The following is a 20652-nucleotide window of genomic DNA, read 5'->3' as shown; positions in this document are numbered from 1 at the left end:
TGGCGGTCCGGTCTCCGTTGGGCGGGATAAGCATCTAATCTCCGAAGGCTCACCTCGCTCAGCGATCATCCCTCACCCCGCCACCCTGGTGCGGCGGCCGCGAGGATATCGAGCACGATCTGGGTTCGCTTTGGCGTCAGATGCTTGTCGAGACGCACGGCCGATAGCCTGGTTTCCGGAATCCGCCACTCGCGCAGCACCTCGATGGCGCGGCCCTGTCGCAGGTCCTCGAGGCCGAGCCAAGAGGGCACCCAAGCGAGGCCGATACCGGCCAACACCATGGTCCATGCGGTCGTGCCGTCGTCGACCACGAGGCGCGATGGCGGCACATGGCGGATCATTGACAAAGCCGGCTTACGCTTTGGGTCGGCGAAGATCCATGGCTGCAACTGCCCGGTGCCGGGGTGGCGAAACCCGATCTGCTCGTGACCGCTCAGGTCGGTCGGCGAGGTCGGACTACCGCGCAAAGCGAGATAAGCCGGCGAGGCGCAAAGCACCCAAGGGAAGGTGGTCAACGTGCGGGCCACGAGCCCGGATTGATCCTCGATGCGGCCGGACCGGATCGCGATGTCTATATCCTCGGCGCCGAGGTCCATCGACGCATCGTCAAAGCCGAGCTCGATGTCGATCCCGGGGTACTCGGCTTGGAGGCGCGGCAGGATCGGCACGACGCACGCGCGGGCGAGGGCACCCGGCAGGCTGATCCGAACCCGTCCATATGCGCCATGTTGACCCGACTCCCCGAGCGAGGCGTCCAGCCGCTCTGCCCCACGCATGAGATCACGCGCCCCCTCCAGCAGACGCTCGCCTTCTGGCGTCATTGAGAGCGCGTGTGTGGTTCTGTGCAGCAGCCGGATCCCGTGGGTCTGCTCGAATCGCGTCACGGCTTTGGACATGGCCGAGGTTGTTGTTCCGGCGCGACGCGCCGCTTCGGCGAACGAACCCGCTTCGACGATCCTCACGAAGGCGAGAAGATTGAGCAATCCATCGAGCGATTTCGGTGTGGACAAGACGGCATGACTCAGCTGACACCGCCGCTGTCAGGGGATCGGGCGTGTCTATGATGACATCACCACCGAATAGGCACCGTCCGGTGTCTTGGCAACAAAAAGCATGACCGAGAACTGGCCAAGCGACCCATCGTCGATGTTCCGCTTTCACGAGCCGAGATGGGTGAGACGCGGACGATGTCCCTAGCTTGCGGAATGATTAGTTTGGGTCTGCGCCGCTTCCTGGCGCGATAACCAGAGGTCGAGCATCATGTGAGGCAAGGTCAGCGCCGCGAGGCCCTGGAGCGTCAATGCCAAAAGACGGTCAGGGACCGTGCCGACGTAGAATGGCCACAGCATCACGCCGAGCAGCAGCGTCAGACCACAAATCGGCAACGCCAACAGCAGGGCGCTTCGTTGGCTCTGGACACGACGGCCCCGCACGGTCGAGCCAATCAATTCGGCCGTATGAGCCGGGGCATGCACGCAGACGAAGTAGATCGCGAAACCCGTAATGGGCGGTAGCACGACGAAAACGAGCACCAGCGCAACAACCGGCATCCAATCGCCGCGTCGGGAGATAACGATGCGAAGCGCCCAGAAGGCAGCCAGAGCAGCCCATGCGATCGCGCCGACGTCTAACCAGAGAGGGGGTCCATCGAACCGCTGGCCTGCAACGGTCGCGAACACCAATGCGGTGGCGGCCGGATGAACGAGCGTGGGAACCGCGATCGGCAATCCCCCCCGCACCAATTTGTCGATCAGGGATCCGGCGGCGGCATCCTCCGATCCGAAGTGCCAAACCGAGGCGGCCAGGAAGCCCGCGAGCGTCCCGAGAGGTGCGGCGTGCCACGCCAGCAGCACCAAGGCCGAGAGGGTCAGATAAGGGAGTGAGAAAACCAGGAACCACGTGCGGCCGAACCTCGGCCGCACGACGTCGCGTGCAACCTCGCCATCCAAAGCACCATGCGGAACGCCGAGCACGATGATGGCGAGAAGAGCACAGAGGAGACGCGAGTCGGCCGGCAACAACGCGCTCAGGGCGAGCAGCGGCGCGGCCAGCAGCATCGGCGACAATCGCCGAGCGCTCTGACCGACATGCGCGATAAGCCCCGTGCTCGTCGATGTCATGACCGACATCTGCGTCACGCCACTGCGCGCGTGGGCATTTTATGAGTGACGGTGCCTTCGGCCAAGTCCGTCTCGGTCGCGCGATTGTCTGCCACGATGGTCAACAGCCCGTACACGACCTTGGCGACCACATCGAGCACAGCGATGAACAGCACGCTAAACGTCTCGCTAACAACACCTAAGCCATCCGGTGCCACCGCCAGGATGAAGGGATAGATCAACCAAAGAACCGACAGGATCGCGGCATTGCGACGGTAGTCGGCCTGAATGTCCGGTCGATCAGCCTTGCTCGATTCGATGTTGGGGATCCACAACACATAGTAAACGCCGAGGAACGACAGGCAGGAGATGGCGAACCAGGCCCATTTCACCCATGGCACGACAGATGCGCCAAACGCGAAAGCTGTGACGATCATGAGCACGTCGGCCAGGATTGCGCCCGTGATTGCGCCGGCCCGAATTTTCTCATGCCGCATCGCCGTGAGGCACAAGGTCAACAGCAACAGAGGCGTCGTGAAGGTCCAATCGATGTAACGAGCGTAATAGAAAACCCGCGTGACACCCTCGGGTGTCCCCTCATCATGCAGCAGAACAGACCCTTGGCCGGTCGCCATGGCGAAATACGAACAGGCGGCGATGATTGGCACGATCCCGTGACAAATCGTATGCAATTCTTCCGACCGCGTTCTCCGCTTCCCCATGAACAGGATAGCCAGACCACCGACGAACATAATTATAGTCGTTATGTAGAGTATGCTTTGTGAAGTCATGTGTCGATCCTCTTCACGATGAGAGTCTCGGCGAAACTCATTGAGGCACAAAGCGTTCCTGCGACCAATCGGCCAACATCACTCTGCAGAGCGAAGACGTCGCTCCTTCTGTTCCATATCGACCAGAGTCGCCGCCGCCAAAGGTCCGCGACCTTGTCGAGCCTCGACCCATGTTGGCATAAAAAGCGCGGCGAACGTCTCTCGTAGCGGACGTTGGTCTTTAAGCCGTCTTGGTCACGATGAGCCGGACAAGATCTCCCACGGTCTGCAGCGCATCGAGATCTTTCGTGGCGGCCTTGAAGCCGAACCGCTCCTCGACCGCCATGACGATGTCGATCTGCTTGAACGAGTCCCAGCCGTCGACATCCTTGGCGCTGAGGTCGGGCCGTAGCGACACCTCGCGCAAGAAAACGTCGTCGAAGATCTCGGCAAGAATCGAGTAGATCTCGGCTTCGGTCATCTGCGGCGCTCCTGCGTTGGATCGGTCGGCGTCGTGGCGCTCGGCGGCCCACCGGACTGTGCCGCAACGATCGTGATTGGCACGTCGGCGGCCGTGTTGGTCGCGAGATCGAGCATCGACAGGACGGTGCCGTCGGGCTCGGTGCGCATCGGCTCGAAGCCAAGTTTGGCATAATGTTCGGCCACCATGCCGTTCTTGGCGGTGGGACGATATTGCCCGATCAGGTGAGTTAGGCCGCAGCGCCGCGCGGCTTCGACCAATACCGCGAGGGTCGCGAGCTCGACCTCGCGCCCGAGCACCCGACAACTCATCAGCCACGTGTCGATCACGAGGGTCGCGCCTGTCTTTCGCCCGATCACGACCGCAACCATGCCGTTGTCGCCGAACCGGTCGGTCAGGCGCGCCTGTATCGTCAGGGCATTTGGATCATCGATCAAGGCGGCGACGGCAGCCTCGTCCAGGCGTTGGGTCATCAGGTTGAATTGATTGGTCTTATTGATCAATTGCGTGATGCGCTGCAGACCGATCCGATCGAAGGGCGCGTGGATCAACCGCATGTCGAGGCTCAGAAGATAGGCCGGCACATCGGTCGCCGACGACCGGATCGCGATCCGGTCGAGGTTGGAGCGATATTGCGCCGTCCTGGCCCGGTCGTCCGCCGTGATCGCGAGGCTTTCGAAATAGCCCGCGTCCGAGAGACAGTTCGGCACCAGCGCCGGATCGTCCGGCACCTCGGGCACCGCGACCATCGGCAGAGCCGCGCGCACCAGATTGCGCTCGAACGGGTTGTCGTCGACGAACACCATGGCGTCGAGACCGATCGTCAGCCGCGTCGCGATCTCGCGGATGTTGTTGGCTTTATCGCCCCAATTGGCCACGAAGCAGGCGATGTCGCTCCGCTTCAACACCATCTCGGGATGGCGGTCGAACGGTTCGAGCGCATTGGCCTCGTCGTTCTTTGAACAGACCGCCAGAATGATGCCGCGTCGAGCCAAGTCCTTCGCATAGGCCTGAACGGCCGCGAACGCCTCGCCAAGCGCGCTGCCTTGCCCAAGCACCAGGCGGTCGGTCCCATCGTCCCCCACCACGCCGCCCCAAATCGTATTGTCGAGATCGAGGACCAGACATTTGGCGGAGCGACCCTGGCGGGCGGCCAAAACCCGCGCCACGAGGTCGCCATAAACCGGCGCGGCCGGGGGCGCGACCTCCTGCTTGGCACGATGCCATAAGGCCGGATCATGCCAACCCGATAGCCCGTCGCGCGCCGCCCGATCGTCCATCGCCACGAGATCGACGCCATGCTGGTCGGCTTTCACGCGCAGCGCCTCGTTTAAGCGCCTCAGCAGGGCGGCCCGGGAGCCAGGAAGGCGATGCTCGTTGGAACCCATCAAGACCGGATATATCGGCAGGGGCGTCTGCATCATCACGGCGCAGCCGAACCGATCGCGCGCCAGACTCCAGAGGTCCTCGATGCGGGCGAGAATGTCGTGCAGAACCGCATCGGCCTCGGTTGCAGTGAGGGAGGCATCGACCCCCGCCAGCAGGTGATGCGCGTCGAGGGCGAGCAGGATATGGGTCGGCGCGAAACCGTGTAAACGGGACGTGGGCTCGGTCAGCGCTTGCCGATATTGTCCATAATCGGCCTCTTCGGTCGTCACCCACAGGCCGCGCCGCAGCCCGCCGACGCGAATGCCAGCGGCGAGGTGGGCGGTCGTGGAAGAGCCAAGGATAGCGAGCCGCACCGGCTGCGAGCCGCCTGTCTCTTCTGGCGGCTCGGAAAATGCCAGCTTCAATGCGGCATCGAGACCATTGGTCCGGAGAAAATCCAGGCGTGTCTTTGCGAGCGCGACAGCATCGCTCCAGCGGGGTTGCTCGGTCTTGCGAAACGCCTGCAATTGGTCGCGCCACGCCTCGCTCGGCGGCAACCAGTGCAAGGTGGGCGTAAGGCTCATGCGGATCGGCTCCTGAGGCTGAGCGGCGCTTTACGTCCTGCGTCTCGCGATGTCCAGAAAGCTGCCGCGACCGCGCGTTTGGGTTGACACGCCAGTGCGTTGCGCCTGTTGTTTTCGAAAGGGCAATCGCCCGCTGGTGGTTGAGGCTGGGCTTTGGTGAAATCGATTCTGCGGAATGCCGGGGACGTGATCGCGGAACTCCGTCGCACACCGCGCAACATCCTACCCCATCTCAAGACCTATACGGCCGACTTCCTTCTCGGCTTCTTTCGCGAGGATCGCCGCGCGACTCAGAGGCTTATCTTCGCGATCAAACAGGCGAACGATCTCGAGCGGCAGTGGCGACTCGAGGAGGCGGCGGCGCGCTGGAAAACGATCTGGACCGACAACCCGCAGGCCGCCATCTCGCATGCGGGTTACGCGGGCGCTTTGCGAAAGCTTAATCGCTGTGCGGAGTCCGATGCCGTTTTGTCGGTTGCGCGGCAGGCTTTCGCGGACGACCCCAACATCTGGCTCGAATCCGCAGCAACAGCGCATCGGAGCGGCGACTCCGAGGCGGCGCTGACTTTCGCCTCGCATCTCGTCGCGCATTTTCCTGAGCGGCCTCACGGCTACGAGGCCATGGCGCGGGCCTATCGCGAGCAGCAGCGGTTCGACGAGGCCGATGCGATCCTGCTGCGCGGGCGCGCTTTGTTTCCAGCAGAGGCCTCGATCGCATCCGAATATGCGGCGACGGCCGATATGCGAGGCGATTGGGCCGAGGGACTGCGCCGCTGGCAGGACGTGAGGACATGTTTTCCGAAGGCGGCCTACGGCTATGCGGGGGTGGGGGCGAGCTTTCGGCGCTTGAAGCGGTTCGATGACGCCGATGCGGTGCTCGTGGCCGGCATGGCGCAATATCCGAATGACGAGAATCTTGCGATCAATCATGCCTGGGTGGCGGACGATCGAGGCGAGTCGGCGGAGGCAATGCGGCGTTGGACTGCGTTACGGGCTCGCTTCCCAACCCATCCGACGATTCGGACTGGCTGGGTCGAAAGCCAGAACCGCGCCAATCTGGCTGAGGTCGATCGTCTGGTCGACCAGGCTCACGCTACGGCGCAATCCGCACCGCCGCCCGAGTTGCCGACCGACCGGGAGAGCGGCCACGAGCCTCAGTTCCGGGACCTGTTCATGGGCTTCGAGAGCCTTGGCGAGAATTGCGAGTTTGGCTTCGTGCAGCGCCATTTCGGCGCCGAGCCGCTCGGGTTGCTGCGTTGGACCGGCATCACGTTCGACAAATTGCTGAGCGGGTTAGCGGTTGATTTTGACGGCGTCGGCACGCCCGACAGGACCGTGATGGAACTCAACCCGAGCAACCACGAATATTACACCACCGATCGCGTCTATGGCCTTGCGATGCATACGTTCATGACGCGAGACGAGGGCAACGAGGCGCGGATTTATCAGAAGCTCTGCCGTCGCCTGCAATATCTCCGCACCAAGCTGCTCGACGATCTTCGTGCTGCCGAGAAGATCATGGTGTTCCAGGCTGCCGCGGTGCTGACGGACGACGATCTGATCCGGCTTCATGACGCCTTGCTGCGGCATGGTCGGAACCGCCTTCTCTGTGTTCAAGCCACGCCGGGCGGCGCTCGACCCGGCAGCGTGCGGCTGATCCGGCCGGGGCTGATGGCTGGATCGATCGACCGCGTCGGCTTCGATGGGAAAGCCTGGGCCGTGTCGTTCGAGATCTGGCTCCAATTGTGCCAAGCGGCGGAAGCGGCGTCGCGTGCCACCCATCCCACATGCGTCACACGCTCGTGATCGAGGCGGCTCCCTTTGCAGAGCAGACCGGCATGCTCTCTGTTGGGCTTGAAGCGCTCGCATCACAGGCCCGTTGACTCTCGGAATGCCGCTTATCACAAGTCATCGGACCTTGGCGGATCGTCACCGACGATCTTGGCCTGACAGGCGAAAGAAGGTTTGATGTCCCCGGCGTCATTCGACTCACAGCCAACGCTTGCTGGCGATAGCGTCCTGCTTCGCCCGCTCCGGCGCGACGATCTTGTGGGTCTGCAGGAGGCCGCGCGCAATCCTGACACATGGGCAGGCCACCCGGTGAAGGATCGCTTCAAGCCCGAGGTGTTCGAGCCCCACTTCGATTTTCTGCTCGCAAGCCACTCCACTCTCGCGGTTAGCGACAGGGCGTCGGGGCACTTGATCGGGTGTTCGCGCTACTATGTGCCGCCCGACCATCCAGACGGGATCGCGATCGGCTTCACCTTTCTCGACATCAGATATTGGGGAGGCAACACCAACCTGATGCTCAAGCGCCTCATGCTCGGACATGCTTTTGCGACCTTCGATGCGGTGTGGTTTCACATCGATCCGACCAATATCCGCTCCCAAAAGGCGACCGCCAAGTTCGGAGCGCGGCATATTTACGATGCCGACCTTGATCTGTCGGGAAAAGTCGCACGGTGGATGTGTTTCCGACTGGCCCGCTCGGAGTGGGAGCTTCGGTTCGGGCAGGCCGGATGACCCTCTGTCGCAAGGGAGAGCCGCGTCCGTGACACGGGCGCCGTCCTCCTGTGTCTACCTACTGTTCCGTTCCGAGCAGCCGGCGCTTGCCGCCTTCGAGATGGTGGCGCAGCGCCTCGTTCGCGGCTGGGCCGTCTCCGGCTTCGAAAGCCTGCAGAATGGCGGCGTGTTCTGCCGCGACCTCGGACGCGCGCGTTTCGCCACTGAGTCGATGAACGTAGAGGCGCGCCTGATGCAGGATGGCGTTCATCATGGAATAGGAGTGTGTGATCGCGGCATTGCCGCCACTTCGGATGATCGCATGATGGAAGCGGATGTCGGCGCTCACGAATTTGCGATACTGCTTATACTGCGTACCGAGACGTCGCGTGCTGGCCATCTGCCGCACCGTCGTGCGCAATTCGGTGAGGATGGCCGGATGTTGTTGCGGCGCCCCGATCAGGGCGCTCCGGCCTTCGAGCAGGATACGAAAATCGATGAGGTCTCTTAGATAGGCCTGTGACGGCTCCGGAGCGACCGCATAGCCGCTGTAGAGTTCGGATACGACCAGCAGTTCGGCTTCGAGCCGCGCCAGCGCTTCCCGCAGCGGTGAAGAACTCACCCCGAGATCCCGCGTCAAGGCGTCGATGTTCAACCGCGCTCCCGGAGCGAGATCCTGGTCAAGAATCCGCTCCTTCAAGGCCTCGTAGGTCCGCTCGGTGAGCGTCGTTCGAAGGACCTTGAGCGGCGTTCCGGAACCGACCGACACGGACTTTGCCGGGCGCGCGGTCATGGCGTCGGTGATCGCATGTGACCGCGGGTCGTCGGTGGCCACGCACGAGCGAGGTGCTTAAAGCTCGCGATCTGACATCTCATTGACCAACTCCAAGCGGACGCATCAGGACCCTGCCACGACCGACAAAGCGGACGCAACAGCGAGGCTCATTCGACCTTCAGATCGTGCATGATGCGCGATGCACGTTGACAGACCAGGGTGGTTCGCGCGAGCGTAGGGGAACGCTGGGGACCAACCCAGGGGCACGCCTATCGATCTGTGGAGGATCCAGTTTGCGAGATCTCGAGGCGACGACGCTCTCCAAGCTGCGCTGGCGGCTGCTTCCGTTTCTTTTGCTCTGCTATCTGGTCGCGTATTTGGATCGCGTGAATGTCAGCATCGCTGCGCTTCAAATGAACAAGGATTTGGGATTTACGCCCACCGTCTACTCGATCGGGAGCGGCATCTTCTTCCTCGGCTATTTCATGTTCGAACTCCCGAGCAACTGGACGCTCGAGCGGGTCGGCGCACGCACCTGGATCGCCCGCATCATGATCACCTGGGGGTTGCTGGCAGGGTGCACGGCGTTTGTGTGGAACGGCACCAGCTTCTACTGGGTGCGACTGATCCTCGGCGCTGCCGAGGCCGGTTTTCTGCCAGGCATTATCTTCTACCTCAGTCTGTGGTTTCCGGCGCGGCAGCGCGCGGTGGTCATGAGCACCTTCTTTCTCGGCGTCCCCTTGTCGTTCGTGATCGGAGCGCCGCTGTCGGGAGCCTTGCTCGGCCTCGACGGCGCGCTTGGCATCAAGGGCTGGCAATGGTTATTTCTGCTGGAAGGCGCACCGGCGGTCCTGCTCGGGATCTGTTGCCTGCTCGTTCTTGTCGACAGGCCCAAAGATGCCGTGTGGCTCGATGCCGCCGAACGCAATTGGCTGACGGGCGTGCTGCAGGCCGAGCAGGTTGACCGAGCCGGTGCTGCCTCAACCTCGTTCTGGGCCGCGCTGAGCGAGCCAGGCGTCTACATGTTCGGCATCGCCTATATGGGGATCAATATGGGCATCTACGGGATCGGCCTGTGGATGCCGCAGATCATCAAGCAGGTCGGCTATTCGAATTTGATCACGAGCCTTCTGTCCGCATTTCCTTACCTGATCGCCGCTATCGTCATGGTGTTCTGGGCGCGGCATTCCGATCGGACGGGCGAACGGCGCTGGCATGCTGTGATCCCTTGCGTGGTTTGCTCTGTCGGCCTTGTCGGCAGCGCCTTCATCGGCGGGACGGCGTTGGCTTATGCGGCGCTCACCTGCGCGGCCATCGGGATTATGACCTCCATGGCGACCTTCTGGGCGATGCCGACCGGCGTGCTCGCGGGGTCGGCCGCGGCGGGTGGCATCGCGCTGATCAATTCCGTCGGCAACCTCGGCGGCTTCGGAGGCGCTTATCTCGTCGGCTACCTGCGCGATAGCACCAACAGCTTCCAATCCAGTCTCGTTTTCCTCGCCATATGCCCCTTGGTGGCGGCCGTCATTCTCTACGTGATGGCGGATTGGAAGCGAGCCACCCGGCTCGGGCACGCGCCCAGCGCACCGCTCCGTAAGGTCGGCTGAGGGTGCTCGACCCGCAAGTGACTCACTTTTCCCACTCCTGAAGGATCGCTGGTTCATGACAGGTGCCCGAAGCCCGCAGGAACTGAGACGCGCCATCCAAGGCGGGCTGTTGTCTTTTCCGCTGACCGATTTCAATGCGAGCGACACGTTCGACGCCACATCCTACCGAGCCCGTCTGGACTGGCTTGGGCAATATGATGTCGCCGCGCTCTTCCCGGCGGCGGGGGCCGGCGAGTATTTTTCGTTGACCGATGCGGAGTATCGCGCGGTGATCGCCGAGACGGTCGACTGGTCGCAAGGTCGGCTTCCCGTGGTGGCGGCAGCCGGCATGGGAACGCGGGCCGCCATTGAGCATGCACGCAGTGCCGAGCGGATGGGGGTGGACGGTATCCTGCTTTTGCCGCCTTACATGACAGAGGCGCCCCAGGACGGGCTGATCGCTCACGTCGCGGCCGTCTGCGATGCCGTGTCGGTGGGCGTCATCGTCTACAACAGGGGAACCTGCCGTCTCACCCCGGCCAGCGTCGAGCGTCTGGCGGATCGATGTCCCAATCTCATCGGCATCAAGGACGGCATCGGCAGCATCGAGTGGTTGCTCGGCATGCGGAGCCTTGTCGGGGATCGGCTCATGTTCATCAACGGCATGCCGACCGCCGAGGTCTATGCCCCGGCTTATCGAGCTATGGGCGCTCCTACCTACTCCTCGGCTATCCTCAATTTCCTGCCCCGGACCGCAGTCACGTTTCACGAGGCCGTCATGAGGGGCGACACTCCGACGATCGACCTGATTCTCAACCGTTTTCTGCACCCGTATCTGGCGTTGCGGAACCGGCAACAGGGGTACGCGGTCAGCATCGTCAAGGCAGGCGCAAGCATCGTGGGGCGCGGCGCCGGGCCCGTCCGGGCGCCGTTATCGGACCTGAGCGAGGCCGAGAAGGCCGAACTGTCCGCGCTCATCGCCGCGATGGGCCGGCAGGATCCTGATAGCTCGCGTGGCCGTCAGCCCGTCGCGGAGGTGGCATGAGCACCGATGGCGCTATCTATACCTGTTCGAGCAGCGCGACCGCGACGGCCGCCTGTGCGGGTCAGGTGATCGTATCGGGATCCTATGGCGGCGAATATAACGCGTTCCACGCCGCCAAATGGGGCATCCGCGGCGTCGTGCTCAACGATGCCGGGGTCGGCAAGGACGGCGCTGGCATCAAGGGTCTGCCCTATCTCGATCGGATCGGTCTGCCGGCCGCCACCGCCGATGCGATGACGTGCCATATCGCGGATGCGGATCATATGCTCGACCACGGGCGGATCAGCCACGTCAACGAGGCTGCGGCCGCCCTCGGTTGCCGGGTCGGCGAGGCGGTCCGCGCCTGTGCCGATCGCATGACCGCAGGACCGGTGATCTCCACCGCGCCGCCCGCGATCGGCGGCGGCAAGCGCTACGTCGTGCATGACGTCGCCGGCGAGCCCAACGTTCTTTGTCTCGACGCCGCCCCGCTGCTCGAGGCTACCGATGCGGGGCAGATCGTCGTGACCGGCTCTCATGCCGCGATGTTTCGCGGGCTGCCCGACGGGGTCATCGGTCCCGACGTCAAGGCAATCTTCTTCAGCGATGCCGGTGTCGGGCTGGACGGGGCCGGCATTGCCAGACTGGCCGATCTCGACACGCGCGGCATCCCAGCCGCGACCGCAGCGGCCGCGAGCGCGCCGATCGGGGATGCGAGGGCGATCTATCGGGATGGCATCATCTCGCACGCCAACGCTGCCGCTGAAGCACTCGGGGCTGCCGCGGGGCTGCCGATCAAAGCGTTCGTCGACATGCTGCTCGCCAGAGCGCGCGTGAATGCCGCGGACGGACGGGGATAATTCACGCGTGCGCCCGGCGCCGTAACCGTCTCGCTGTTCGGCCTAGAGCTTTTGCGAAGGAGCAAGCATCGTGAGTCAACTCGTCGTCGCAATCGTCTCGCCCGGTACCATGGGGGCAGCCATCGGGGGGCGCCTGCACGCGCACGGGGTTCGGGTCGTGACCCCCGCGGGCCGAAGCGAGGCGAGCCGCGCGCGCGCAAGCGGCCGGTATCGAGATCGTCGAGACAAGCGATCTCGGAACGGTAGATTTCGTGTTCTCCATCGTGCCCCCGAGCGAGGCCTTGGCCACCGCGACCCATGTGGCCGACCATATTGGTGCCAGTTCCAGGCGACCACTTTACATCGATTGGAACGCGGTCAGTCCCGCCAAGGCCAAGCAGTGCGATGCCATCATCAGGGCGGCCGGTGGCCGCTTTGCCGACGGCGGGATCATCGGCCTCCCACCGGGGCCTGAGGGCGCCGGGCCATTGCTCTTCTCGAGCGGACCCGACGCGACCGATCTGGCCCGGCTCGATGGGTTCGGGGTCCGGTTCAAGCGACTCGACGGGCCGGTGGGCGTCGCCTCGTCGCTCAAGATGAGCTATGCGGGCATCACCAAGGGGACGATCGCGCTCGGGGCCGCGATGCTGCTCGCGGCGCATCGGGCCGGATGCGACGAGGTGCTGGTCGCCGAGATGGCGGTCAGCCAGGCGCAAGGTCTCGCTGCGTTCCAGCGTAGCATTCCCGACATGTTCGGGAAAGCGGAGCGCTGGGCCCCGGAAATCGAAGAGATCGCGGCCTTCATCGGCGCGGATCACGTCGAAGCTGGGATCTATGCCGAGATGGCATCGTTCTACCGCGTCATGGCGGAGGATGCGAAGGGTGATGGCGCGCTTGCGGCGACACTCTCCACGATCCTCAAGCCACGCTGACTGACGCCGCGGAGCCACGATCGATCCGGCATCCGCGGCCCATCAAGGGCATAGCGATTACGTTCGATCTCGAAAGGCAGCAGGCCGCGCCTTTACGCGGCATGCCGATCGTCAGATTATTGGAAGACGCTGAAAACACGCTGGTAAATGGGACCGCTCAGCATGTCCTCGATCTTGGCGCTGAACTGTTTCGTATGATCGGCGGCGATGTGCTTGTCGAGCGAGGCTTGATCCTTCCATTGCTCGACGACCGTATAATTGTTCAACTGGCCAATCTGCTGGGTGACCTTGATGGACATCAGGCCCTCGTCGCCCTTCGTGTCTTTCACCATCTGCTCGATCATGCCGGGGACGTTGTCCTTTTTGGACTTCATCGCGTTGGGAAGGATGCTGATCTCGGACACCTCGTAAAGGCCCGCTTTGGTGTCGTCGGCGTGAGCCGGGAGCGCCAGGCCACAGGTCGCTGTCATGGCCAGCAGGCCCACCATCATCGTTTTCATCGTTACCTCCCATATCGACGCGCCCTTGCTGGACACGCCGTTCACATCCTCACGCTTAGGGCGTGGAATTCAGCAAAACGACCGCCAGGGCCGACGGACCACCGTCGACCGGGATCGGATCGTGGTTCTGCTGCAGACCGTCAGGACCGACAGCGAAGAAACGAAGCGCATCGGTCGCGAAGTCCTGCACGACCAACGTCGAATTATCCGGTGTGAAGGCCACGCCCTGCGCATTGGGGCCGACCTCGGTCGTCCCAACCAATCGCGCCCCGTCGGCGCTCAGCGCGAACAGTTGGATCAGGCTGTGATCGCCCCGGAATGGATCGCCCGGTTTCAGGTTGCTGCCATTGATCGAGTTGACGGCCAGCCACCGCGAGTCGGGCGAGACCGCGAGCCCCTCGGGCGTCGGGCCGACCGAGACGACGCCGATCGCCCGCACGGGGTTGGCCGCCATGTCGATCAGGGTCACGCTGTCGCGGTCGCCCGAGTTACGCCCGATGTTGGATACGACGGCCAGCTTGCCGTCCGGGCTTGTCACGATCTCATAGGGATTTGACCCGACCGTGATGTCCCGGACAACGGTCAGGGTCTCGTCCGCCACCCGGAAAATGGTCACGACGTCGTCGTGGCGACGCGAGACAAGCAGAAATCGGCCGTCCCGCGAGAACGCAATCCCGGTGTCGAGGGACGTCGGTGTGCCGACCGGGATATCCCGCAGAATCGTCACGGACGCGCCCTCGATCCGAAGCAGCGTCAGGGTTCCATCGCCGTTTGCCGTGGCTGCCAGCCGGCCGTCCGGCGACATCGCGACGTTCCAGGGATGGTGATGGATCGAAAGCCGGACGACCCCAGGGGGTGAGGCTGCAAAATCGAGAATCTGCAGGTCCTCGGTCCGCTTGATCTTTCCCGGATCGACGGGATCGAGCACAGCGGGATTGGCGATGAGGGCCAGACGGCCACCCGGCACCGCCGCGATCGCGGTGGGTGGTCCCACCGCGGTCTGGTCGATCGGCACCTGCCACAAGGGCCGGGGAGGCTGCACCGAAAGGTCAAAGGCCGACAGGGTGCCGGACCCAGGCTTCGGCCGCATGTGATAGGCGCCATCAGCGAAGTTCTGCAGCCCATCGTTCGCGGACAGCAGAAGAGGCTGTGCCCGCAACGGCGCCGATCCGCTTATCAGCCCGAGCGTCAGGAGCATGCGGAGAGCTGGCGCGATCCTCACGCCACATTTCCCATGTAGATACTCGCATAGCCTTCTCGCACGGCCTCGACGATCTGCTCGAGCCGGCGTTGGACATGAGCCTCCATCAGGTCGCAGCCGCGCGCGGCATCGCGGGCCTTCATCGCGTCGAGGATCGCGCGATGCTCACCTTGCGTGCCGCCACGGCGCCCGCGCATGTCAATCCATCGGACGAAGCGAATACGCGCATTGATCTGCTGGAGGCTTCGCAGCATCTCGACATTGCCGGTCAGGCGCGTGATCGCGTCATGAAACTGCTCGTCGAAACCAACCACGATTTCGACCGAGGCCTCGTGTGCGGCCGCCATGCTGCGATCCAGGATCGCATCGACGTCGTCGAGTTGCTGGGGGGTGGCGCGGTGCACGGCGAGGCGGACAGCACTGACTTCGATCTGCTGTCGCAGCTCGTAAAGGTCGAAAATCTCTTTGGGATCGAGCTTGCGGCGAAAGAAGCCATGGCCAGGCTCGTGATCGATCAGGCCGGCCGCCACCAGCTTGCTCAGCGCCTCGCGCACGGGGGTGCGGCTGACCCCGAGATCTCGGGCGATCGCACCCTCGTTCAACCGCTCTCCGGGGCGATATTGGAAACGGACCATGGCGGCCGACAAGGTGTCGTAGAGGCTCGCCGGGCTGGCCGCTCCAGCCGCGCCGCGCTCGCCTTGGTCTAACGGTTTCTTCTCTCTCGACATGGAATTCAACTCTGTATACAGGTCTGTATAGCAAGCACGGGAGCACGTTGCAAGCAGGTGTGTTGGGGAGCGTAAGCGGGTGCAGGGTTGGTTTACACAGCTGTCCGGCAACGAGCGGCGCACGTTCTGGGCCTGCTTTGCGGGCTGGGCGCTCGATGCCATGGACGTGCAGCTCTACGCCGTCGTGATGCCGACGCTGATCGCCGTCTGGGGTCTATCCAAAGGTCAAGCCGGCACGTTGGGTACGGTCGCATTGGTGATGTCGGCGTTTGGCGGATGGATCGCGGGCATCGTGGCGGACCGGATCGGGCGCGCCAGGGTGCTGCAGATCACGATTCTGTGGTTCTCCTGCTTTACGGCGCTGTCGGCCTTCGCGACCTCCTATGATCAGCTTCTGGTTCTGCGCAGTCTTCAGGGGCTCGGGTTCGGCGGCGAGTGGGCCGCCGGCGCGACACTGATGTCCGAGGTGATCTCGCCCAAGCTGCGCGGGCGCGCGGTGGGCTCGGTGCAAAGCGGCTGGGCTGTCGGCTATGGCGTGGCAGCACTGCTGTTCACGATCGTGTTTAAGCTCGCGCCCCCCGAGACCGCGTGGCGGATTATGTTCTTGATCGGCGTCCTGCCGGCGGTGGCGGTTCTCATCATGCGAGGATCGCTGAAGGAATCGCCGCTATTCGAAAGCGCCACTCGACACCGTGCGGCGCCGGCGCGCATTCGCGAAATCTTCGAGCCGCCGCTCCTGCGAACGACGCTGGTCGCCTCGCTGATCGCCATGGGGGCGCTCGGAGGCAATTACACGATTTTGACCTGGCTGCCGACCTATCTCAGCAGCGTGCGCCATCTCTCGGTGCTCAACACCGGCGGCTACCTCGGGGTCAATATCGCAGGGTCCTTCTGCGGCTATCTGATCTTCGCTCACCTTAGCGACTGGTTGGGTCGTCGCCTGACGTTCGCGATCAGTGCCGTGCTGGCCGCCATCACGGTCGCGATTTATATGCTGGGCAATCTCGATGGCCTGATCGTGCTTTTGCTGGGCTTTCCGATCGGTTTCTTCCAGTCGGGCATCGTTTCCGGGATGGGCGCCACCTTCGCCGAACTTTATCCCACGCATGTCCGCTCCAACGGGCAGGGGTTTTCCTACAACGCGGGCCGTGGCATCGGGGCCGCGATGCCGGCGCTCGTCGGTTTCGCCAGTGCCTCGATGCCGTTGGGCTCCGCGATCGGCCTGTTCGCGGTCGCGTCTTACACGTTGGTGCTGGTCGGGACCGCGCTGCTTCCCGAAACCCGCGGCAGGGAGCTACTCAGCTATGAATGATATGCCGGACACGCCGCCGGTCCGCAAAGCCGGACAGATCCTGGTCGATGCGCTGCGCATCCACGGGGTCGACCGTATCTTCTGCGTTCCCGGCGAGAGTTACCTCGATGTGCTCGACGCCTTGTGCGACGCGCCCGAGATCGATCTCGTGGTCGCCAAACACGAGGGCGCCGCGGCCAATATGGCGGAAGCCGACGGCAAGCTGACGGGCCGTCCGGGCATTTGCATGGTGACCCGCGGCCCTGGCGCGACCCATGCCAGCATCGGCGTCCATACCGCGCATCAGGATTCCACGCCGATGATTCTGCTCATCGGCCAAATCGATCGCGGGTTCCGCGACCGCGAGGGATTTCAGGAGGTCGACTATCGCGCGATGTTCGGCCCGCTGGCGAAATGGGTGGCCGAAATCGACGATGCGGCCCGCATCCCCGAATATATCCTGCGCGCCTTTCAGGTCGCGACCTCGGGGCGACCGGGGCCGGTCGTCCTGTCTTTGCCGGAAGACATGCTTGCGGCCTCTGCGGCTGTGCTGCAGCCCAAGCGGTTCCAGCCGGTTCAGGGGGCGCCCTCGGCCTCGCAGATACACGCCATCCAGGCGGCGCTGGACGGCGCTCAAAAGCCGGTTCTGATCGTCGGAGGCAGCGGCTGGACGATCGAGGCGACCCAGGACCTCGACGCCTTTGCCGAGCGCTTCGACATGCCGGTCGTCGCCTCATTCAGGCGTCAGGACCTGTTCGACAATCACCGTCCGCAATATGCGGGACACCTGACCCTCGGTACCAGCCCAGCCCTCTCACGGCGCATCCACGAATCCGATCTCCTGCTTGTGCTGGGGTCGCGTCTCGGTGAGGTCGCGACGTCCGGCTATGCCCTGATCGCTTCGGTGCGGTCCGGCCAGACCCTCATCCACGTGCATCCCGATCCGGACGAGCTCTCCAGCGTGGTGCAGGCCGATCTTGCCATCTGCTCGGGCATGGCCACCCTCGCGTCGGCGCTGAGTGCCATGGCCCCGACGGTGGCGGTCCCCTGGCGGGAGCGGACCCGGGCCATGCATGCCGAATATCTGGCGTTCACGGATATCGCGATCGCACCTCGGCCACCGCGGGGCGTCTTCATGGCCGAGGTCGTCAAGCACGTCGCCGATACGCTACCGGCGGACGCGATCATCACGAACGGTGCCGGCAACTTTACGGTCTGGGTCCATCGTTTCTACCGCTACCGCCAGCATGGGACCGAGCTTGCACCCACCAGCGGCGCGATGGGCTACGGCTTCCCGGCCGCCATCGCGGCCAAGCTTCGCTACCCGTCCCGGACGGTGGTGTGCGTGGCCGGCGACGGTGATTTCCTGATGTATCCGCAAGAGCTTGCCACCGCGCTTCAGTTTGGCGCGAATGTCGTTGTTCTGGTGGTCAACAACGGCCTCTACGGCACCATCCGCATGCATCAGGCCAGGCGGTTTCCAGGCCGCATCTCGGCCACAGTCATCAAAGGCCCTGATTTTGTCGCGCTGGCCCACGCGTTCGGAGCACATGCCGAGCAAGTGGAGACGACAGAGGCCTTCGGTCCCGCTTTCGAGCGCGCTCTCTCGGCCGGTCGCCCCGCGCTCATCGAATTGATCGTCGACCCCGATCAGATAACACCGACGCTCCGCCTGACGGATCGGCCGGGAGAAGACAACAAGGGTCAAGGAGGATAAAGCCGTGAAAAAGGTCATTCTTGCTGCCGCGGGTGTCGTGGCGCTGTCCATCACCGCTTCAGCTGCGCGTGCGGCAGAGCCGGTCACCGTCATGACTTACATCGACGCCATTCCAGATCAATTCGTGCCGCAGAACGAGGAAAAGGCGCAGGTTCTGTTGAAGCAGATGAACGCCGACACGCAGAGCGAGCCGGGTTTGGTGTCGTTCACGATCCTGCGCGAGACAGGCCGGCCTAATCATTTCGCGCTTCTCGAGGTGTGGAAGAGCGAAGGGGATTTTGCGACCCATCTCGCAGCCGCGCATACCCGCAAGTTCCGCAACGATTTGCAGTCGTTGATCGGCAGCCCTTACGACACGATGGTCACGACCGCTATGCGGTAACGGAAGTCTCCTTCGACTCTGTGCGGACGAGCGATCGGCCGCACAGGGTGGTCATTCAATTCCCCTACGTCGGTGCGCTGAGGCGTCGCCGGTTCAAGGCCGATCGTGTTTCAGCGGACCTCTATGGTTCACGCCGCAGATGGATGCAGGCGGCGCTCCCCGAGCTTGAACCACGCCTTTGCGATCATCCCACGCTCGACCTCATAGATGCAGAGCACATCCACCTCGCCCCGCCCCTCGGGGAAATTTCGCTGCACCGTCTCGTGATCGACGACCACGTTGCCGACGATAAGGCGGGTCAGCAGCGTGCCGTGCAGATCCGGCTCCCGGAAGCGTTCGACATGCCGCTCGCGGATCGCCGCCGAACCGCTCGCCAGTAGCGTCGCCGGGAAGGCGTAATATTGGCAATCGTCGGCCCACCACACCATGAACGCGTCGATGTCGCGCGCGTTATAGGCGTCGAGCTGCCTCTGCACGGGATAGGCGGGATCGTTCGCCTGTAAGCCGGTCATCATCCCTCTTTCATGAGACGTCTACGACGCAACTTCTTCGGTTGCGGTCATCCTAAAATCCGCAACAGCATCGGGGCCAGTACCTCGGCCGCGACCGCGCAGGCGAGATTGTTTGGATGCGTCTGGTCGCTCGCATCAAATTCGGGCCGATAGGCGGCGGGCGTCGATTCCGTCCGCCAGAGAGCGTCGATATCGAGCAGCAACATTCCGCTGTCGGCGGCGGCCCGCACCCTGGCGTTGGCGGCGCAGCGAACCGCCTCCCCCGCAGGGTTATCGTGGAACACGGGTGGGGCCGTGGTCAGGATCGGCACACATCCGATCCGGCGCGCCGCATCCGCCATCGCCATGGCGCGCCCGAACGCGATGTCGGCCTGGTCGGCTGTCCAGGCTTCGTTGCGGGTCCAGGCCTGGATGATGGCAATCTGCGGCCGCAGTGTCTCGATCGCCCAGAGGCCGTTGGTCGAGAAACCGAGCGAGTTGCGGCCCGGAAAGCCCTCGTTGACGTAGCTGACGGGTCGATCCGGTCGCGAGATGGCGGTGCAGGCCCTGATCCCGAAGCCGCTGACCTCGCCGCTCGTGCAGGACGAGTGGATGATGCTGTCGCCGATGCCGATCACGGTCGCGCCCGCGACCGGCGTGATGAATTGCACGCCATGACAGGCGAAGAGCGTGTCGTCGCGCTCGAATCCTCCGGACGTCACTGGGATCGTCCGATCGCCATCGGCCGAAAACCCGCGATGCAGCAGGCCGATCGCAGGATCGGGAAGGCCGACACTCGCGGCAAAGCGGATCGAACCATGCGAGAAGCTGCGAACGAGCAACAGCCAGCCGCTGCCGCCATCGCGGCGGGGCAGGGCGCGCAGCGGCACCCAATCCGACAACGCATGGACCGGGCGGCCGACATCGAGCTGGTTTCCCGGCAGCGTCAGGGTCGTGTCGCCGCCCTCGATCAGATCGAGCGGCTGGCTGTCGCGTCCCTTCGCCTGAAACGTCACCGGCCGCCACAGGCTCGGGTCGGGGTCACCCGCCGCGTTCAGCGGATCCACCCCGTTGCCGAGCGCCGACGTCGGAGCCACGGCCGCGCCATCGATCGTCCAGGGCTCCGGGTCGTCGTTGACATACATCAACCGGACGAACACCGGCTCGGCCTCGAGATGGACGAGTGTCGCCAGCGTCTGCGCGGGCTTTGGGCCGGCGGCATAGCGGCTATTTTGCAGGCGGTAGGACAGGCGCTGCGACAAGGCGAGGGCCGGTGCGGGGGACGGCTCGCGTTCCGGAAGCGCGAGAGGGGCGGCTCGCTGGACCGGTCGGAGCGCCGCAACCCCTCTTACGAGGCGACGGGTCCAGTGGGGCCCCGGCAC

At 63.9% G+C, this 20652-nt stretch carries 20 protein-coding genes; 9 read left to right on the top strand and 11 right to left on the bottom strand.

All coding sequences use genetic code 11. From position 1 onward, the window contains the following. Positions 1-65: 65 nt before the first annotated feature. The 5 genes from EY713_RS05855 to EY713_RS05835 form a co-directional block, all read right to left on the bottom strand. Positions 66-1010: a LysR family transcriptional regulator gene (locus tag EY713_RS05855; protein ID WP_131113982.1), complete on the bottom strand. Its 945-nt coding sequence runs from the start codon at positions 1008-1010 to the stop codon at positions 66-68. A gap of 183 nt (positions 1011-1193) precedes the next feature. Beyond that, positions 1194-2120, bottom strand: coding sequence for a Brp/Blh family beta-carotene 15,15'-dioxygenase (locus tag EY713_RS05850; protein WP_245572909.1), 927 nt, complete (start codon positions 2118-2120; stop codon positions 1194-1196). Between the two features lie 14 nt (positions 2121-2134). Then, on the bottom strand, positions 2135-2851 hold the full coding sequence (locus tag EY713_RS05845; protein WP_245572908.1) for a bacteriorhodopsin: 717 nt from the start codon (positions 2849-2851) through the stop codon (positions 2135-2137). Between the two features lie 259 nt (positions 2852-3110). Then, complete coding sequence (locus EY713_RS05840) at positions 3111-3350, bottom strand: acyl carrier protein (RefSeq protein ID WP_131113980.1); 240 nt, start codon at positions 3348-3350, stop codon at positions 3111-3113. Next, the gene (locus EY713_RS05835) at positions 3347-5302 is read right to left on the bottom strand and encodes an HAD-IIIC family phosphatase (RefSeq protein WP_131113979.1); all 1956 of its coding nucleotides are present in this window, start codon (positions 5300-5302) and stop codon (positions 3347-3349) included. The genes EY713_RS05840 and EY713_RS05835 overlap by 4 nt, the downstream gene beginning before the upstream one ends. A 156-nt stretch (positions 5303-5458) precedes the next feature. Here EY713_RS05835 and EY713_RS05830 point away from each other — a divergent pair, with 156 nt between their 5' ends. Both EY713_RS05830 and EY713_RS05825 read left to right on the top strand, forming a co-directional pair. Then, complete coding sequence (locus EY713_RS05830) at positions 5459-7108, top strand: tetratricopeptide repeat protein (RefSeq protein ID WP_131113978.1); 1650 nt, start codon at positions 5459-5461, stop codon at positions 7106-7108. 162 nt (positions 7109-7270) lie between these two features. Further along, positions 7271-7825: a GNAT family N-acetyltransferase gene (locus EY713_RS05825; protein ID WP_131113977.1), complete on the top strand. Its 555-nt coding sequence runs from the start codon at positions 7271-7273 to the stop codon at positions 7823-7825. Between the two features lie 58 nt (positions 7826-7883). Here the strand turns inward: EY713_RS05825 and EY713_RS05820 are convergent, their stop codons facing one another. Next, complete coding sequence (locus EY713_RS05820) at positions 7884-8597, bottom strand: GntR family transcriptional regulator (protein ID WP_131113976.1); 714 nt, start codon at positions 8595-8597, stop codon at positions 7884-7886. 275 nt (positions 8598-8872) lie between these two features. Between EY713_RS05820 and EY713_RS05815 the strand changes: the two genes are divergently transcribed. The 4 genes from EY713_RS05815 to EY713_RS05800 all read left to right on the top strand — a co-directional run bounded on the left by EY713_RS05815 (position 8873) and on the right by EY713_RS05800 (position 12960). Beyond that, on the top strand, positions 8873-10186 hold the full coding sequence (locus EY713_RS05815; protein WP_131113975.1) for an MFS transporter: 1314 nt from the start codon (positions 8873-8875) through the stop codon (positions 10184-10186). A gap of 55 nt (positions 10187-10241) precedes the next feature. Beyond that, complete coding sequence (kdgD, locus tag EY713_RS05810) at positions 10242-11210, top strand: 5-dehydro-4-deoxyglucarate dehydratase (RefSeq protein WP_131113974.1); 969 nt, start codon at positions 10242-10244, stop codon at positions 11208-11210. After that, the gene (locus EY713_RS05805; protein ID WP_131113973.1) at positions 11207-12049 is read left to right on the top strand and encodes a hypothetical protein; all 843 of its coding nucleotides are present in this window, start codon (positions 11207-11209) and stop codon (positions 12047-12049) included. The genes kdgD and EY713_RS05805 overlap by 4 nt, the downstream gene beginning before the upstream one ends. A 251-nt stretch (positions 12050-12300) precedes the next feature. Beyond that, positions 12301-12960 (top strand): DUF1932 domain-containing protein, encoded by a 660-nt coding sequence (locus EY713_RS05800; protein WP_131113972.1) that lies wholly within the window; start codon positions 12301-12303, stop codon positions 12958-12960. A gap of 116 nt (positions 12961-13076) precedes the next feature. Here the strand turns inward: EY713_RS05800 and EY713_RS05795 are convergent, their stop codons facing one another. The 3 genes from EY713_RS05795 to EY713_RS05785 are packed head-to-tail and all read right to left on the bottom strand — an operon-like array spanning position 13077 to position 15389. Then, positions 13077-13460, bottom strand: a complete 384-nt coding sequence (locus EY713_RS05795) for a putative quinol monooxygenase (RefSeq protein WP_131113971.1) — start codon at positions 13458-13460, stop codon at positions 13077-13079. A 55-nt stretch (positions 13461-13515) separates the two neighbouring features. Further along, positions 13516-14682, bottom strand: coding sequence for a lactonase family protein (locus EY713_RS05790; RefSeq protein WP_131113970.1), 1167 nt, complete (start codon positions 14680-14682; stop codon positions 13516-13518). Next, positions 14679-15389: a GntR family transcriptional regulator gene (locus tag EY713_RS05785; protein WP_131113969.1), complete on the bottom strand. Its 711-nt coding sequence runs from the start codon at positions 15387-15389 to the stop codon at positions 14679-14681. The genes EY713_RS05790 and EY713_RS05785 overlap by 4 nt, the downstream gene beginning before the upstream one ends. 79 nt (positions 15390-15468) lie before the next feature. Between EY713_RS05785 and EY713_RS05780 the strand changes: the two genes are divergently transcribed. Genes EY713_RS05780 through EY713_RS05770 form a run of 3 tightly spaced genes read left to right on the top strand, consistent with a single transcriptional unit; the run spans position 15469 to position 18779 of the window. After that, positions 15469-16701 (top strand): MFS transporter, encoded by a 1233-nt coding sequence (locus tag EY713_RS05780; protein WP_245572907.1) that lies wholly within the window; start codon positions 15469-15471, stop codon positions 16699-16701. 1 nt (position 16702) lies between these two features. Continuing rightward, a complete protein-coding gene (locus tag EY713_RS05775; RefSeq protein ID WP_131119320.1) occupies positions 16703-18397 on the top strand; it encodes a thiamine pyrophosphate-binding protein in 1695 nt (564 codons plus the stop codon). Positions 18398-18401: 4 nt separating this feature from the next. Then, complete coding sequence (locus EY713_RS05770) at positions 18402-18779, top strand: putative quinol monooxygenase (RefSeq protein WP_131113968.1); 378 nt, start codon at positions 18402-18404, stop codon at positions 18777-18779. 128 nt (positions 18780-18907) lie between these two features. Here EY713_RS05770 and EY713_RS05765 read toward each other — a convergent pair whose 3' ends face one another. Then, a complete protein-coding gene (locus EY713_RS05765; RefSeq protein WP_227399078.1) occupies positions 18908-19294 on the bottom strand; it encodes a nuclear transport factor 2 family protein in 387 nt (128 codons plus the stop codon). Between the two features lie 44 nt (positions 19295-19338). Next, entirely contained in the window at positions 19339-20652 is a 1314-nt protein-coding gene (locus EY713_RS05760) for an SGNH/GDSL hydrolase family protein (protein ID WP_131113967.1), read from the bottom strand.

Source organism: Lichenihabitans psoromatis (assembly GCF_004323635.1).
Lineage (GTDB): Bacteria > Pseudomonadota > Alphaproteobacteria > Rhizobiales > Beijerinckiaceae > Lichenihabitans > Lichenihabitans psoromatis.
This window is presented reverse-complemented; position numbering and strand designations above follow the sequence as displayed.

Bases quoted from the DNA above. Each gene is read 5' to 3' on its own strand.
- EY713_RS05795 (WP_131113971.1), bottom strand. From the start codon at position 13,460: ATGAAAACGATGATGGTGGGCCTGCTGGCCATGACAGCGACCTGTGGC.
- EY713_RS05850 (WP_245572909.1), bottom strand. From the start codon at position 2,120: ATGACATCGACGAGCACGGGGCTTATCGCGCATGTCGGTCAGAGCGCT.
- EY713_RS05775 (WP_131119320.1), top strand. From the start codon at position 16,703: ATGCCGGACACGCCGCCGGTCCGCAAAGCCGGACAGATCCTGGTCGAT.
- EY713_RS05840 (WP_131113980.1), bottom strand. From the start codon at position 3,350: ATGACCGAAGCCGAGATCTACTCGATTCTTGCCGAGATCTTCGACGAC.
- EY713_RS05820 (WP_131113976.1), bottom strand. From the start codon at position 8,597: ATGACCGCGCGCCCGGCAAAGTCCGTGTCGGTCGGTTCCGGAACGCCG.
- EY713_RS05805 (WP_131113973.1), top strand. From the start codon at position 11,207: ATGAGCACCGATGGCGCTATCTATACCTGTTCGAGCAGCGCGACCGCG.
- EY713_RS05765 (WP_227399078.1), bottom strand. From the start codon at position 19,294: ATGATGACCGGCTTACAGGCGAACGATCCCGCCTATCCCGTGCAGAGG.
- kdgD (WP_131113974.1), top strand. From the start codon at position 10,242: ATGACAGGTGCCCGAAGCCCGCAGGAACTGAGACGCGCCATCCAAGGC.
- EY713_RS05785 (WP_131113969.1), bottom strand. From the start codon at position 15,389: ATGTCGAGAGAGAAGAAACCGTTAGACCAAGGCGAGCGCGGCGCGGCT.
- EY713_RS05845 (WP_245572908.1), bottom strand. From the start codon at position 2,851: ATGTTCGTCGGTGGTCTGGCTATCCTGTTCATGGGGAAGCGGAGAACG.
- EY713_RS05825 (WP_131113977.1), top strand. From the start codon at position 7,271: ATGTCCCCGGCGTCATTCGACTCACAGCCAACGCTTGCTGGCGATAGC.
- EY713_RS05835 (WP_131113979.1), bottom strand. From the start codon at position 5,302: ATGAGCCTTACGCCCACCTTGCACTGGTTGCCGCCGAGCGAGGCGTGG.